This window comes from Janibacter sp. CFPM2_SD2 (assembly GCF_057364645.1).
The window spans coordinates 1-14,779 of record NZ_JBNFOF010000064.1 but is presented as its reverse complement, the minus strand read 5'-3'; the positions used below and the strand labels follow the sequence as shown (position 1 = coordinate 14,779).

General features: G+C 72.0%; 13 protein-coding genes and 1 pseudogene. 11 read left to right on the top strand and 3 right to left on the bottom strand.

What is annotated here, in order from left to right; all coding sequences use genetic code 11:
* Nucleotides 1-197, bottom strand: a 197-nt coding sequence (locus tag AC2W7J_RS08075) for a LysR family transcriptional regulator (protein WP_485982031.1), incomplete at its 3' end; no start/stop codon positions are given.
* Between the two features lie 143 nt (nucleotides 198-340).
* Here AC2W7J_RS08075 and AC2W7J_RS08070 point away from each other — a divergent pair.
* The 10 genes and pseudogenes from AC2W7J_RS08070 to AC2W7J_RS08025 all read left to right on the top strand — a co-directional run bounded on the left by AC2W7J_RS08070 (nucleotide 341) and on the right by AC2W7J_RS08025 (nucleotide 12,157).
* The gene (locus AC2W7J_RS08070) at nucleotides 341-1,654 is read left to right on the top strand and encodes an MFS transporter (protein ID WP_485982030.1); all 1,314 of its coding nucleotides are present in this window, start codon (nucleotides 341-343) and stop codon (nucleotides 1,652-1,654) included.
* A gap of 26 nt (nucleotides 1,655-1,680) precedes the next feature.
* Nucleotides 1,681-2,838 carry an acyl-CoA dehydrogenase family protein gene (locus AC2W7J_RS08065; RefSeq protein ID WP_485982029.1) on the top strand — a complete coding sequence of 386 codons (1,158 nt, stop codon included), beginning with the start codon at nucleotides 1,681-1,683 and terminating at the stop codon, nucleotides 2,836-2,838.
* A gap of 3 nt (nucleotides 2,839-2,841) precedes the next feature.
* Nucleotides 2,842-3,579, top strand: a complete 738-nt coding sequence (locus AC2W7J_RS08060; protein ID WP_485982028.1) for an enoyl-CoA hydratase/isomerase family protein — start codon at nucleotides 2,842-2,844, stop codon at nucleotides 3,577-3,579.
* Nucleotides 3,576-4,949, top strand: a complete 1,374-nt coding sequence (locus AC2W7J_RS08055) for a 3-hydroxyacyl-CoA dehydrogenase (protein ID WP_485982027.1) — start codon at nucleotides 3,576-3,578, stop codon at nucleotides 4,947-4,949. Before AC2W7J_RS08060 ends, AC2W7J_RS08055 begins: the two co-directional genes overlap by 4 nt.
* Nucleotides 4,841-6,151: pseudogene (locus AC2W7J_RS08050) on the top strand (AMP-binding protein); the annotation flags it as partial. The gene AC2W7J_RS08055 and the pseudogene AC2W7J_RS08050, both read left to right, overlap by 109 nt.
* A 31-nt stretch (nucleotides 6,152-6,182) precedes the next feature.
* Nucleotides 6,183-6,863 carry an AMP-binding enzyme gene (locus AC2W7J_RS08045; protein ID WP_485982026.1) on the top strand — a complete coding sequence of 227 codons (681 nt, stop codon included), beginning with the start codon at nucleotides 6,183-6,185 and terminating at the stop codon, nucleotides 6,861-6,863.
* The gene (locus AC2W7J_RS08040; protein WP_485982025.1) at nucleotides 6,856-8,079 is read left to right on the top strand and encodes an acetyl-CoA C-acetyltransferase; all 1,224 of its coding nucleotides are present in this window, start codon (nucleotides 6,856-6,858) and stop codon (nucleotides 8,077-8,079) included. The genes AC2W7J_RS08045 and AC2W7J_RS08040 overlap by 8 nt, the downstream gene beginning before the upstream one ends.
* Nucleotides 8,080-8,136: 57 nt before the next feature.
* A complete protein-coding gene (locus tag AC2W7J_RS08035) occupies nucleotides 8,137-9,303 on the top strand; it encodes an acyl-CoA dehydrogenase family protein (RefSeq protein ID WP_485982024.1) in 1,167 nt (388 codons plus the stop codon).
* A gap of 74 nt (nucleotides 9,304-9,377) precedes the next feature.
* Nucleotides 9,378-11,396 (top strand): oxidoreductase, encoded by a 2,019-nt coding sequence (locus tag AC2W7J_RS08030; RefSeq protein WP_485982023.1) that lies wholly within the window; start codon nucleotides 9,378-9,380, stop codon nucleotides 11,394-11,396.
* Nucleotides 11,396-12,157: an SGNH/GDSL hydrolase family protein gene (locus tag AC2W7J_RS08025; protein WP_485982022.1), complete on the top strand. Its 762-nt coding sequence runs from the start codon at nucleotides 11,396-11,398 to the stop codon at nucleotides 12,155-12,157. The genes AC2W7J_RS08030 and AC2W7J_RS08025 overlap by 1 nt, the downstream gene beginning before the upstream one ends.
* Here AC2W7J_RS08025 and AC2W7J_RS08020 read toward each other — a convergent pair.
* Nucleotides 12,132-12,512 (bottom strand): nuclear transport factor 2 family protein, encoded by a 381-nt coding sequence (locus AC2W7J_RS08020; RefSeq protein WP_485982021.1) that lies wholly within the window; start codon nucleotides 12,510-12,512, stop codon nucleotides 12,132-12,134. The genes AC2W7J_RS08025 and AC2W7J_RS08020 overlap by 26 nt on opposite strands.
* A 97-nt stretch (nucleotides 12,513-12,609) precedes the next feature.
* Between AC2W7J_RS08020 and AC2W7J_RS08015 the strand changes: the two genes are divergently transcribed.
* A complete protein-coding gene (locus tag AC2W7J_RS08015) occupies nucleotides 12,610-13,167 on the top strand; it encodes a PadR family transcriptional regulator (RefSeq protein ID WP_485982020.1) in 558 nt (185 codons plus the stop codon).
* Nucleotides 13,168-13,325: 158 nt separating this feature from the next.
* Here AC2W7J_RS08015 and AC2W7J_RS08010 read toward each other — a convergent pair whose 3' ends face one another.
* Nucleotides 13,326-14,693, bottom strand: coding sequence for an SPFH domain-containing protein (locus AC2W7J_RS08010; RefSeq protein ID WP_485982019.1), 1,368 nt, complete (start codon nucleotides 14,691-14,693; stop codon nucleotides 13,326-13,328).
* Nucleotides 14,694-14,779: the final 86 nt, after the last annotated feature.

Below are 14,779 nucleotides of genomic sequence, written 5' to 3'. Positions count from 1 at the left end.
CCGACGAGCGCGCGGCCCGCCGAGGTGGGGAGGATGCCCCGACCGATCCTGTCGAAGAGCGGGATGCCGAGCTCGCGCTCGAGGCCCCGCACCGCGGTCGAGACCGACGGGCCGGAGACCCCGAGGGCACCGGCCGCGCCGGTGACCCCCGCGTGGTCGACGACGGCGAGGAAGTAACGCAGCTGGTGCAGCTCCATCCGGCCACGGTGCCATAGGCAGCGACTCATGATCGGTTGTGCACAGCGTCTTTGCCGTGGGCGTGACGCCGCGCCGACGATGAGGGGGTTGCGGCGTCGGGACCACCGGACGCGCGGCACCCCTGGTTCGCAAGGAGGCAACCATGTCCGCTGTCAGTACCACCGCCCCTCCCGGGGCACCGCTCACCGAGGGCGGCGAGTCCCGTCTCACGGCGTGGCGCTTCACCTCGCTGCTCATCGTGCTCTACGTCATCAACTGGGCGGACAAGGCGGTGCTCGGTCTCGCCGCGCAGCCGTTGGCGGAGGACCTCGGGCTGAGCGCCTCGCAGATCGGCTTCGTCGGCAGCGCCTTCTTCGTCGCCTTCACCGTCGGCGGCTTCTTCGCCGGCCTGCTCAACCGGTGGCTCACCCTGCGGTGGGCGCTCGTCGTGCTGGCCGTCGGCTGGTCCGTCGCGATGCTGCCGCTCGTCGTCGCCGCCTCCTTCTCGGTGCTGCTCCTGGCGCGCATGCTCCTCGGCCTGCTCGAGGGACCGTCCGGTGCCCTCGTGCACACCGCGGTCTACTCGTGGCACCCGTTGGAGAAGCGCGGGGTCCCCTCTGCCTGCATCACCGCCTGCGCGTCGATCGCCAAGCTGGCCCTCGCCCCGGCGCTCGCCCTCGTCATCGCGGCCCACGGGTGGGAGTGGTCCTTCGTCGTCCTCGCCGTCGCCGGCTTGCTGTGGACCGCCGTGTGGATCCCGACGTGGCGCGTCGGCCCCTACGGCGGCGGCCGGACGAGCACCCCGACGAAGGGCGAGGGCCTCCCGAGCATCCCGTGGCGGGCGGTGCTGACGACCCCGTCCTTCATCGGCGGGTCGATCGCCGTGATGTCGATGTACGCGCTCGTGACGATGGTGCTCACCTGGCTGCCGTCGTACTTCGAGCTCGGGCTCGGCTACAGCCGCGTGCAGGCGGGCACGATGTTCGGCCTGCCGAGCATCGCCAGCCTCGTCGTCATGGCCGTCGTCACCCCGGTCGCCGACCGGATGGTCGCTCGCGGCACCCGCTCGCGGGTGGTGCGGGGCATCGTGCCCGCCGTCGGGCTGCTCGCCTGCGGGCTCGCCATGAGCGTGCTTCCCCTCGTCGCCGCGCCGGCGCTCGCGGTGGCCGTCGTCTCGATCGGCTACGCGCTCGGCGTGTGCATCTTCCCGCTGCTCAACTCCGGCCTCTCCGAGATCGTCCCGGCCCACCAGGTGGCGGGCACCCTCGGCGTCTTCCTCGCGATCCAGTCCGTCGGGGGGCTCGTCGCCCCCTTCGTCACCGGGCTCATCGTCGACGCGTCGGCCACCCAGGTCGAGGGCTACGCCCGCGCCTTCCAGCTCTTCGGCCTCGTCGCCGTCGTCGGTGCCGTCGCCGCCCTCGTTGCCTTCAACCCCGAGCGGGACACGGCCCGGCTGCGCGCCGCGGCTGCCGCCTGACCCCCTTCGTCACCACCGACAGGAGCATGACCTTGCAGCGCACGATCTTCACCGACGACCACGACGCCTTCCGCGACATGGTGCGGTCCTTCTTCGCGACCAAGGTGGCCCCGCGCTACGCCGAGTGGGAGCAGGAGGGGCGCCCGCCGCGTGACTTCTACCGGGAGGCGGCGCAGCTAGGCATCCTCGGCGTCCAGGTCCCCGAGGAGCACGGGGGCGGCGGTGCGGAGTCGTGGAAATTCAACGCGATCGTCACCGAGGAGTCGGTGCGCGCGGACGTCAACCTCGGCCCGCTGCGCGTGCACATGGACCTCGTGCTGCCCTACCTGCTCTCGTACGCGAGCGACGAGCAGAAGCAGCGGTGGCTGCCGGGCTTCGCCTCCGGTGACCTCATGACGGCGATCGCCATGACCGAGCCGGGCACCGGCTCCGACCTCGCCGGCATCCGCACGACCGCACGCCGCGACGGCGACCACTACGTGCTCAACGGCGCGAAGACCTTCATCACCGGCGGCTACCACGCCGACCGTGTCCTGGTCGTCGCTCGCACCTCGCCCGCCGACCCCGACAACCGGCGCACCGGGCTGAGCATCCTCGTCGTCGACACGAGCTCGCCCGGCTACGTCGTCGGACGCAACCTCGACAAGATGGGGCTCAAGGCGCAGGACACCTGCGAGCTGTCCTTCGGCGACGTGCGGGTGCCGGTCGAGGACCTCCTCGGCGAGGAGGGGCAGGGCTTCGGCTACCTCGGGCACAACCTCCCGCAGGAGCGGCTGACCATCGCGGTGGTCGCGTGGTCAGCCGCCGCGCACGCCGTCGACCTCGCGCGGGACTACACCCGCGAGCGCAAGGTCTTCGGCAAGGCGGTCTCCGACTTCCAGAACACGAAGTTCGTCCTCGCCGAGTGCGCGACCGATGTCGCCGCGGGCCAGGCCTTCCTCGACCAGGCCCTCGAGGCGCACGACCGCGGCGAGCTCACCCCGGCCGACGCCGCGGCGGTCAAGCTGTGGATGTCGGAGATGCAAGCCCGCGTCGTCGACAAGTGCCTCCAGCTGCACGGCGGCTACGGCTACATGAACGAGTACCCCATCGCGCGCCTGTACACCGACGCCCGTGTCACCCGGATCTACGGGGGTACGAGCGAGGTCATGAAGTCGATCGTCGCCAAGTCGATGGGGGTGTGAGCGGTGGCCACCACCCAGGAGGAGCGGACCCGGACCACCGTCGCCCACGAGCTGCGCGGTGACGTCGCGGTCCTCACACTGGCCAACCCGCCGGTCAACGGTCTGAGTGATCTCGTCCGGTGCGACCTCGCGGTCGCGCTCGATCAGGCGGCGCAGGACGATGCCGTCCGCGCGGTCGTCGTCACCGGTGACGGCAGTGGCTTCTGCGGCGGCGCGGACCTGCGCCAGATGGGCACCCCGGCGAGCACGGCCGAGCCGACGATCGCCGACGTCATCCAGCAGCTCGTCCGGCTGCCCAAGCCGGTGGTCGCCGCGATCCACGGCTTCGCCCTCGGCGGTGGCTACGAGCTCGCGCTCGCGTGCAGCCACCGCATCGCCCACCGCGACGCCGTCGTCGGGCTGCCCGAGGTCGGGGTCGGCATCATCCCCGGCGCCGGTGGCACCCAACGTCTCCCGCGCCTCGTCGGGCCGGCCCGGCGCTCGAGCTCATCCAGGGCGGCGCGCGGGTCCCGGCACGCCGCGCCGTGGAGCTGGGCATGGTCGACGAGGCGGTCGACGGTGATGTCGTCGCGGCCGCCGTGGACCTCGTCGCCGAGCGAGACCTGCGCGGCCCGCAGCCGCGCGTCGACGACCTCGCCCGTGGCCCCGACCGATGGCGTCGACCTCGAGGCGGCTCGCGCGTCGGTGCGACCGCGGGTCCGCAATGCCCCTCGCCCAGAGGGAGCGGCCGTCACGCCGTGACGCTCGCGACGCGTGAGCCGATCGCCGCCGGCCTGGCCGCCGAGCGGGAGATATTCCTCCGCCTGGTGGCCAGCCCGGAGGCCGCGGCGCTGCGGCACGTCTTCCTCGCGGAGAGGCGGGCCGCCCGCGTCGACGACGTCGACCCGACCGCCCGCCCGCGGACCATCGACTCGGTCGCGATCATCGGCGCCGGCACGATGGGCTCGGGGATCGCCATGGCCTTCGCCGACGCGGGGATCCCCGTCGCACTCGTCGAGCGCGACGCGTCTGCCCTCGAGCGCGCTCTCGCGACCGTGCGGCGCGCCCAGGACGCCGCGGTGGCCAAGGGCCGCATCGGCGAGGACGAGGCCGCTCGTCGTCTCGACCGCATCACCCCGGGCACGGACATCGCCTCCGTCGCGGGAGCGGACCTCGTGCTCGAGGCCGTCTACGAGGACCTCGAGGTCAAGAGGGCGGTGCTGGCCGAGATCGCCGCGGTCGCCGGACCGACCGCGGTGATCGCGACCAACACCTCGCGACTCGACGTCGACGAGCTCGCCCGGGCGACGGGGCGCCCGCAGGACGTCGTCGGGCTGCACTTCTTCAGCCCTGCGCACGTCATGCGGCTGCTCGAGGTGGTGCGGGGGGAGCTCACGAGCGACGAGGTCGTCGTCACGGCGCTCGACCTCGCGCGGCGCATCGGCAAGGTGCCGGTGCTCGCCCGGGTCGGCGAGGGTTTCATCGGCAACCGCATGCTCACGCCCTATCGCCGCGAGGCCGACTTCCTCCTCGAGGAGGGCGCCACGCCCCAGCAGGTCGACCGCGCGCTCGAGGCGGCGGGTATGGCGATGGGCCCCTTCCGGGTCGCCGACCTCGCGGGGCTCGATATCGCCTGGGCCGCGCGTCAGCGACTGGCGCCCACGCGCGACCCCGAGGAGCGGTACTCGCGCATCGCCGACGAACTCTGCGAGGCCGGGCGACTGGGGCAGAAGACCGGGTCCGGCTACTACCGCTACGAGGGCCGCCAGCCCGTCCCCGACCCGGAGGTCGAGGCCGTCATCCGTCGCTGCGCCGAGGCGGACGGCATCGGGCGAAGGGAGGTCGGCGACGAGGAGATCGTCGACCGCTGCCTGCTGGCGCTCGTCAACGAGGGAGCTCTGCTCCTCGACGAGGGCATCGCCCAGCGGGCCTCCGACATCGACGTCGTGTGGGTCGACGGCTACGGCTTCCCCGCCGCGCTCGGAGGTCCGATGCACTGGGCCACCACCCTCGGGCTGGCCGAGTGCCAGCGCCGGATCACGGAGCTCGAGAGGGTCCACGGATCGCTCGCCTGGCGCCCGGCACCGCTCCTGCAGCGGCTCGTCGCGAGGGGGGCGACGACGTGGGAGTGAGCCCCGGATACCTCGACCCGGTGGACCTGTCGACGGTCGAGCGCATCCGCGAGTTCGAGCGGACCCCGCTCGCCGAGCGCGGGCTGCCGACGAGCGTCCTCGACCACATCAGGGCCGGTGCCGCCATCGACCCCGACCGCACCGCCCTGGTCTGGGTGTCCGACGCGCACGACCTCGACACGGTGCAGCGGGTCAGCCACCGCGAGCTCGTCGAGACGATCATCCGGACCGCCAACCTGCTCGACTCCCTCGGGGTCGGCGGCGAGGACGTCGTCCCGATCCTCACCTCCGGCGCACCGGAGCCGCAGTACGCGCTGTGGGGTGCCCAGACCGCCGGCATCGCCAACCCGCTCAACTGGATGCTCGAGCCCGAGCTCCTCGGCGAGATGGTCACGGCCGTCGGCGCGCGCATCCTCGTCTGCCACGGCGGCGACGCGACGACCGACCCCTGGTCGAAGCTCGCTGCGGTCCTCGAGCACGCACCGACCGTCGAGGTCGTCGTGCGCGCCGGCGGCTCGCGCGCCGGCCTCGCCCCGCCCGGCGTGGAGGTCGTCGAGCTCGAGGAGGCCATCGCAGCGCACCGGGGCGATGAGCTCGTCACCCCGCGGGAGATCACGTGGGAGACCGTCGCGGGGATCTTCGGCACCGGCGGCACGACGGGTGCGCCCAAGCTGGCAAAGGTCACGCACGGCGGGCAGATCCTCTCCGGATGGGGCAGCGTGATCACCCACCAGCTGCCCGTCGGTGTCACCCGGCTGTGTGCCTCGCCGGCCTTCCACGTGCACGGGGTCGCGGTCAGCCAGCTGACGACCTTCGCGCTCGGTGGCACCGCGATCCTGCCGACCTCCGGCGGGTGGCGAGGGCCCGGCGTCGTCGACCGCTTCTGGGCGATGGTGCAGCGCTTCGGCATCGACAGCGTCCCGCTGCTGCCGACGATCGCCACGCGCCTCGTGCAGCACCCCGACGCGGTCCCCGAGCACCACCCCCTTCGCTGGGTCTCGTGCGGCTCCGCCCCGCTCGCGGCGGACACGGCAGAGCGCTTCCGCCGGATCACCGGGGTCGCCATCGCCGAGGGCTACGGGCTCACCGAGACGGCCGGCGCCGTCGTCACCTGCCCGAGGGGCGTCGACCCGGTCCCCGGCCGCATCGGGCTGGCCGCCCCCTACACGCAGACCCTCGTCGTGCGCGAGGACGGCGGGGGCCGGCCGCGGGAGTGCGAGCCGGGCGAGGCCGGTGAGCTGCTCGTGCGCGCCGACGGTCTTCGCCGGGTACCTCGACCCGCGCCACGACGAGGGCGTACTCGACGACGAAGGGTGGTTCCGCACCGGCGACCTGGCGAGCACCGACGAGCAGGGCTTCCTGCAGATCACCGGACGGGCCAAGGACCTCATCATCCGCGGGGGCCACAACATCGACCCGGCACCCGTCGAGGAGGCCCTGTACGCCCACCCCGAGGTGCTCGAGGCCTCCGTCGTCGGCATGCCCGACCCGGACACCGGCGAGGTGCCCGTCGCCTACGTCGTGCTGGCGACCGGGTCCGACCTCGACGTCGCCGGGCTCGGGCGGCACATGCAGGCCTGCGTGCGGGAGCGGGCCGCGCTGCCACGCGAGTACGTGCTCGTAGAGGAGCTCCCTCGCTCGGCGGTCGGCAAGGTCGTGAAGAACAGGCTGCGGCTCGACGCGGTGACGACCTCCTTCCGGCGACTCCTCGACGCCGCCGGCCTGGTCGGCGCCTACGACCTCGACCCCCACGACCGGGGCGCCCGGGGGGCCGAGGTGGTGGTGCACCTGCACAGCGAGGATCCCGAGCTGCTCGACCGCGCCCGCTCCGCCGTCGCGCCGCTCACGGTCCGGCACTCCGTCGTCCCCGCCCCGTCAGCCACCACCACGAGGAAGCAGACACCCCATGCCTGAAGCCGTCATCGTCTCCACCGCCCGCTCTCCGATCGGCCGGGCGAAGAAGGGCTCGCTGCGCGACGTGCGCCCCGACGACCTCGCCGCCCGGATGGTCACCGCGGCCCTCGAGCAGGTCCCCGGCCTCGACCCCGCCGAGATCGACGACCTGCTGCTCGGCTGCGGACAGCCGGCGGGGGAGTCGGGCTACAACATCGCCCGCGTCGTGTCGGTGCTCGCCGGTCTGCCGGACGTCCCGGGGACGACGGTCAACCGCTACTGCTCCTCGAGCCTGCAGACCACCCGGATGGCGATGCACGCGATCCGAGCCGGCGAGGGCGATGTCTTCGTCTCCGCGGGCGTCGAGTCGGTCAGCCGCTCCCTCGAGACCGGGCGGGCCGACGGCTGGCCGGGCACGCGCAACCCGCGCTTCGCCGACGCCCTGGCGCGCACCGAGCGCCGGGCCGAAGGGGGAACCGACCGCTGGCACGACCCCCGCGAGGACGGCGAGCTGCCCGATGTCTACATCAGCATGGGTCAGACCGCGGAAAACGTCGCCGACCTCACCGGCATCACCCGGCGGGAGCAGGACGAGTTCGCCGTCCGCTCGCAAAACCTCACCGAGCAGGCGCAGGCCAGCGGCTTCTGGGAGCGCGAGATCGTGCCCGTCGAGCTGCCGGACGGCACGATGATGACCGCCGACGACGGCCCGCGGCCCGGCACGACCCTCGAGACCGTCTCCGCGCTCCAGCCGGTCTTCCGCCCCGACGGCACGGTGACGGCGGGCAATGCCTGCCCGCTCAACGACGGTGCAGCCGCGCTCGTCGTCATGAGCGACACCCGCGCCCGCGAGCTGGGCCTGACGCCGCTGGCGCGCATCGTCTCCACCGCGGTCACCGCCCTCTCGCCAGAGATCATGGGCCTCGGCCCCGTCGCCGCATCGCGTCAGGCGCTGCAGCGTGCCGGCCTCACGATGGAGGACATCGACCTCGTCGAGATCAACGAGGCCTTCGCCGTCCAGGTCCTCGGCTCCGCACGCGAGCTCGAGATCCCCATGGACAAGCTCAACGTCAACGGCGGGGCGATCGCCGTCGGTCATCCCTTCGGCATGACGGGCGCGCGGATCACCGCGACGCTCATCAACTCCCTGCGGTCCCACGACCAGCAGCTCGGCCTGGAGACGATGTGCGTCGGGGGTGGCCAGGGCATGGCCATGGTCCTTGAGCGCCTCTCCTGACCGCCCGTCCGTCCCACGCACGACCACCGCACCTCACCCCCTTCGGAAGGAACCCACATGACCACCTCGCCCCTCGGCCTCTTCGACATCGACTCGCTGCTCGGGGAGGAGGAGCGCGCCATGCAGCAGACGGTGCGCCGCTTCGTGGCCGACCGGATCCGTCCGGAGATCGCGGGGTGGTACGAGGACGGCACCTTCCCGGTGCGTGAGCTGGCGCCGGAGCTGGGCAAGCTCGGCGTGCTGGGGATGCACCTGGAGGGGTACGGCTGCGCGGGCACCTCGGCGACGGCGTACGGGTTGGCGTGTATGGAGCTCGAGGCCGGGGACTCGGGTCTGCGGTCGCTGGTGTCGGTGCAGGGGTCGCTGGCGATGTTCGCGATCTGGAAGCACGGGTCGCAGGCGCAGAAGCAGGAGTGGTTGCCGCGGATGGCTGCTGGTGAGGCGATCGGGTGCTTCGGGCTGACGGAGCCCGATTTCGGGTCCAACCCGGCGGGGATGCGCACCCGCGCACGTCGTGACGGTGATGACTGGGTGCTCAACGGATCCAAGATGTGGATCACCAACGGCTCGGTGGCCGACGTGGCGGTGGTGTGGGCGCAGACCGACGAAAAGGTGCGCGGCTTCGTCGTGCCGACGGACGAGCCGGGGTTCTCGGCGCCGAAGATCACGCGCAAGGTCTCGCTGCGCGCCTCGGTGACCTCCGAGCTGGTGCTCGAGGACGTGCGGCTGCCCGCCGACGCGGTGCTGCCCGAGGTCGAGGGTCTGTCGGGTCCGTTGTCGTGCCTGAACGAGGCGCGCTTCGGGATCGTCTTCGGCGCCCTCGGGGCGGCGCGCGACTGCCTGGAGACGGCGATCGCCTACTCGCGGGAGCGGGAGATCTTCGACAAGCCGCTGGCGGGCTACCAGCTGACTCAGGCGAAGCTGGCGGACATGACTCTGGAGCTGGGCAAGGGGATGTTGCTCGCGGTGCAGATCGCGCGGCTGAAGGACGGCGCCGGTGTGCGGCCCGAGCAGGTGTCCTTGGGCAAGCTGAACAACGTGCGCGAGGCGATCGCCATCGCGCGGGAGTCGCGCACGATCCTCGGCGCCGCGGGCATCACGCTCGAGTACCCGATCATGCGGCACGCCAACAACCTCGAGTCCGTGCTGACGTACGAGGGCACGAGCGAGGTCCACCAGCTCGTCATCGGGCGGGCCCTGACCGGCCAGGCCGCCTTCCGCTGACGGCACCTCGACCGATGTCCGACCTCGTGGCCCACTCTCCATAGGCAACAAATTGACTAGTTGGAGTCGTGGCCATGCCCCAGCACTACCCGCACCTGCTCGAGCCGATCACGGTCGGGCGGACCACCCTTCGCAACCGCACCCTCATGGGGTCGATGCACCTCGGCCTCGAGGAGGCGCCGGACGGCTTCGCACGGATGGCGGCCTTCTACGCCGAGCGGGCGAAGGGGGGAGTTGGCCTGATCGTCACCGGCGGCATCGCGCCGAACGCCGAGGGCGCCCCGCTGCCGGGCGCCGCGATGATGGCGACGGAGCAGGACGCCGAGGACCACCGCGTCATCACCGACGCCGTGCACGCGCAGGGCGGGCGGATCGCCATGCAGATCCTGCACACGGGGCGCTACGCCTACCAGCCCGACATGGTCGCGCCGTCGCCGATCCAGGCGCCGATCAGCCGGTTCGTCCCCCGCGAGATGACCGAGGAGGACATCGAGCGCACCATCGCCGACTACGCGCCGTGCGCGACCCTCGCCCAGCAGGCGGGCTACGACGGCGTCGAGATCATGGGCTCCGAGGGCTACCTCATCAACCAGTTCATCGTCACGCGCACCAACCAGCGCACCGACGGCTGGGGCGGCTCCTACGACAACCGGATCCGCTTCCCCCTCGAGATCATCCGGCGCGTGCGCGAGGCCGTCGGTGACGACTTCGTCGTCGTGTACCGGCTCTCGATGCTCGACCTCGTGCCCGACGGCTCCACCCATGACGAGGTCGTCCGGCTCGCCCGCGAGGTCGAGGCGGCCGGAGCCGACATCATCAACACCGGCATCGGCTGGCACGAGGCGCGGGTCCCGACGATCGCCACCCAGGTGCCGCGTGGTGCCTGGGCCGGTGTGACCCGGCGGCTCATGGGTGAGGTCTCCGTCCCGCTCGTCGTCACCAACCGCATCAACACCCCCGAGGTCGCCGAGCAGCTGCTCGCCGACGGCTTCGGCGACATGGTCTCGATGGCGCGCCCCTTCCTCGCCGACCCGCAGTTCGTCACCAAGGCGGCGCAGGGGGAGCCCCAGTCGATCAACACGTGCATCGGCTGCAACCAGGCCTGCCTCGACCACACCTTCGGCGGCAAGATCACCTCCTGCCTGGTCAACCCGCGCGCCTGTCACGAGACCGAGCTCGTCATCGGCCCCACTCGCCTCGCCAAGCGGGTCGCCGTCGTGGGCGCCGGACCCGCGGGACTCGCCTGCGCGACGACCGCCGCCGAGCGCGGCCACCACGTGACCCTCTTCGACGCCGCGGACGACATCGGTGGACAGCTCGACGTCGCGCGTCGCGTCCCGGGCAAGGAGGAGTTCGACGAGACCCTGCGCTACTTCCGCCACCGGCTCGCCGAGACGGGGGTGGATGTCAAGCTGGGCGCCCGCGTCGACGCCGATGACCTCTCCGGCTATGACGAGGTCGCCATCGCGACCGGTGTCACCCCGCGCGTGCCCGAGCTGCCGGGCGTGGACCACCCCACGGTCGTCGGCTACCTCGACGTCCTGCGCGGCTCGGCACCGGTGGGGGAGCGCGTGGCGATCCTCGGAGCCGGTGGCATCGGCTTCGACGTCGCCGCCTTCGTCACCGATCCCGGCGACGAGGCGAGCCTGGACATCGCCGCCTTCCAGGAGACCTGGGGCATCGACGCCGAGCACTCCACGCGGGGTGCGCTCGTGCCCCCTTCGCACCGCTCCGCCCCGCGCGAGGTGACGCTCCTGCAGCGCAAGACGAGCAAGGTCGGCGCGGGCCTGGGCACGACGACCGGCTGGATCCACCGCACCGAGCTGGCCCAGCGGAGCGTGCGGATGGTCCCCGGCGCCACCTACGAGCGCATCGACGACGCCGGACTGCACGTGCGCATCGACGGTCAGTCGCAGGTCCTCGACGTCGACACGATCGTCCTGTGCACCGGGCAGGAGCCCAACCGTGGCCTCCACGACGAGCTCAGCGCGAAGGGCGTGACCGTGCACCTCATCGGCGGTGCCGATGTCGCGGCCGAGCTCGATGCGAAGCGGGCCATCGACCAGGGCACCCGCGTGGCCGCGGTCATCTGATGAGCCTGCGGTATGTCGCGATCGGCGACAGCCTCTCCGAAGGTGTCGGCGACGACCCCTGGCCCGACGGCCGTCCACGCGGGTGGGCGGACCGCCTCGCCGAGCTGCTCGCCGGCCATCTCGGTGGGGTCGAGTACGCCAACCTCGCCGTGCGTGGGCTGCGCGCCCACGAGGTGCTCGCGACCCAGGTCGAGCCCGCGCTGGCGATGGCCCCGGACGTCGTGACACTCACCGCGGGGATGAACGACCTGCTGCGCCCGCGCTTCGAGCCCGACCGGCTGCGGGCGACGCTCGCCGACGTGGTCGCTCCCTTCACGGCGAAGGGGGCGCGCCTCGTCGTCGTGCCGATCCCCGACATCCGGTCGGTCTCGCCCGCGGGCCGGCTCCTCGCGCGACGGCGGGTCGTGCTCAACGAGATCTACACGTGGCTGTCCACGGAGCACGGCATGGAGCCGCCGGCGGTGACGACCGGGACGGTCTTCGAGGACCGGCGGGCCTGGGCCGACGACCGGCTGCACCTGTCGTCGCTCGGGCACGAGCGTCTGGCGATGGCCGCCGCGGACGCTCTCGGGGTGCCGGACGTCGGCGCGTGGGCGGCTGTGCCACAAGGGGATCCGCCGCGGACCTCCCTTCGCTCCGAGGTGGCGTGGGCTCGCCGCCATCTCGGCCCCTGGGTCGGGCGCCGGCTCACCGGACGCTCGTCCGGTGACGGGGTCGTGGCCAAGCGGCCCGACCTCACTGGCTGGCAGCCGCCTGCTTGATCGCCTCGAAGCGCTCGGCCATCCGGGCGGCGAGCGCCTGCGATGCCTTGAGCGGGCGGGTCATCACCATGAACTCGGTGACCTTGCCCTCGTCGTCGAGCGTGAGGAAGTCGCATCCGGTGATGTCGAGCCCGTCGACCTTTGCCTCGAAGACGTAGGCCTCCTCCGACCCGTCCCGCAGCTGGCGCACATAGCGGAAGTCCTCGAAGACCTCCACGACCTCGCGCAGGATCGCGCTCGTGATCGCCTTGCCGGGGTAGGGGGTGTGGGCGACCGGGCTGCGGAAGACGACGTCCTCCGCGAGCAGCGCGTCGACCGCGTCGAGGTCCTTGGCTTCCACTGCGTCTCGGAACATGTCTCCAACCTAATCAACAAAGTGAATAAGCGGAAGCCCTTCGATCCCTGAGGAGCTTGCGCAGCAAGCGTCTCGAAGGGAGGCCTACGATCGCCCCATGGCCCTCCAGGACGCGATCCTCACCGCTCTCGCCCACGACGAGTCGTCGGGCTACGACCTGGCCAAGGCCTTCGACGTGTCGGTCGCCAACTACTGGACCGCGAGCCCGCAGCAGCTCTACCGCGAGCTGGACAAGATGGAGGAGGCCGGCCTCGTCGCCGCCCGCCACGTCGCCCAGTCCAAGCGTCCCGACAAGCGGGTCTTCCGCCTGACCGCTGCCGGTCGCAAGGCCCTGCGGGCGCACACCCTGCGCTCACCCAAGCCGCTCGCGGTGCGCGACGAGATGCTCGTCCAGGTCGCCGCGCTCGAGTCGGGTGACCCCGAGGCGATCCGTGAGCACGTCGTCGAGCGGATGGAGGCCTTCGAGGCCAAGCTCGCGACCTATCGCCTCGTCCAGGAGCGCACCCTCGCCGGCCGCAGCGAGGAGGACTTCCTCGCCTCGGGCGAGCCGGTGGGCCAGTACCTCACGTTGCTGCGGGGGATCAGCTTCGAGGAGGAGAACCTGCGCTGGGGCCGCCGGGTCGTCGCCGTCCTCGACGCCCGCGCCGACGGCTGACCCCGCCCCCTTCGCATCTCCTGGAGGTCGTGCGCACCCAACTCTGCAGAACCCTAGGGTCTTGCAGAGTTCTGGCTCGTGCTCTGGAGCAACGGCATAGCCGACGAAGGGGGCCGCCCCGGTCTCCCGGGACGACCCCCTTCGCTCAACCTCGGACCTCAGTCCTGGGTGCGCTCCTGCACGGCCTCGGCCGCCCGCTGCGCGGCCTGGCCGACGGCCCCGCTCACCTGCCGCGGAGCCCGCTGCGGTGCAGCACCGCCACCGGACTGCAGCTGCGGCAGCAGCTGGGCCATGAGCAGCGTCGACAGCGCGGAGCTGTCGCCGGCGCCGGCGTCGGTGTGCACGATGACCGGGCGCGGGGCGTCCTCGGCGAGGGTCGCGCCGACATCGAGGCGACGACGGGCCAGCTCGTAGCCGAGCACCGCACGGTTGTCGCGATAGGCGGTGGCCAACTGCTCCTGGGCCTTCGCCTCACCCTGTGCCGCAACGAGGTTGGTGCGGGCCCGGGTCTCGATCTCGTAGCGCACCTTCTGCGCCTCGGTCTCGCGCTCCTCGAGCATCTGGGCGACGTCCTTGCGGGCCTTGTTGAGCGAGGCCTGGACCTCGACGACCTTGGCGTCGCGCACCTTCTTCGACCGCTCGATCTCGAGCAGCAGGGTGTCGATGCGGCGCTTGCGCGTCAGCTCCCACTCCTTCTCGTAGGCGACGAGCTCCTTGGCCACCCGCTCCCGCGTCGCGAGGTGCTCGCGGTACTGGTCGGGCAGCTGCACGTCGGGGATGTTGCAGCCCATGATCTGCACGCCATAGCGGGTCAGCTGGCGGTTGAGCAGGTCCTGCATGTCCTTGACGTCGCTGCCACGCAGGTCGTAGGCCTGCTCGGTGCGCACCTGGCGGCTGCGCTGCCGGATCGCGTCCTGCACGGAGTTGCTCAGCACGAGGTCGAAGTTGCCCGCGCCGATCGTCTGGACGAAGCGGATCGCGTCGACGATGCGGAAGCGCAGGAAGAACTCGATCGACTTCAGCGGCACGTTCTCGTGCGTCGGCGAGCTGAGCACCGGTGCGGTGTAAGGGATCTCGGTCGTCACGTCGACGACGTAGGCGACCCGCGCCCACGGGTGCCACAGGTAGTGGCGGCCGGGGGAGAGGCCGGGTCCGGTGATCGCGCCGAACTTCGTCAGCACGCCGACCGTGCCCTCCTCGATCTCGATGATCGAGCTGCGCCACCACCACAGGGCCGACAGCATGAAGGCGAGGATCGCGACGAAGATCGACAGCCCGCCGAGGGCGCCGTGGTCGGTCGCGGCGAGGAGGACACCGCTGAGCAGTGCCCACACGCCGAACCACACGAGGGAGGTCCAGCGCATCCCGCGCTTGTCCTTGGGGATGACGACCGGCACGAGCGAGCCGGAGTCACCGCCGCGCAGGTAGCGCGCGACATCGCCCCACCCGGAGACGACCTCCTTGATCGAGCTCATGCCCTGGCCGCGCACCGCGCGGACCGCCTGCTCCATCATCTGGTCACTCACTGCGCTCACCCTCCGTCGACATGTCGGTCACCTGGACGCGCGGGGCCGGGTCCACGCGGGGGGCCGGCGGCACCGGCGGTGCGCCC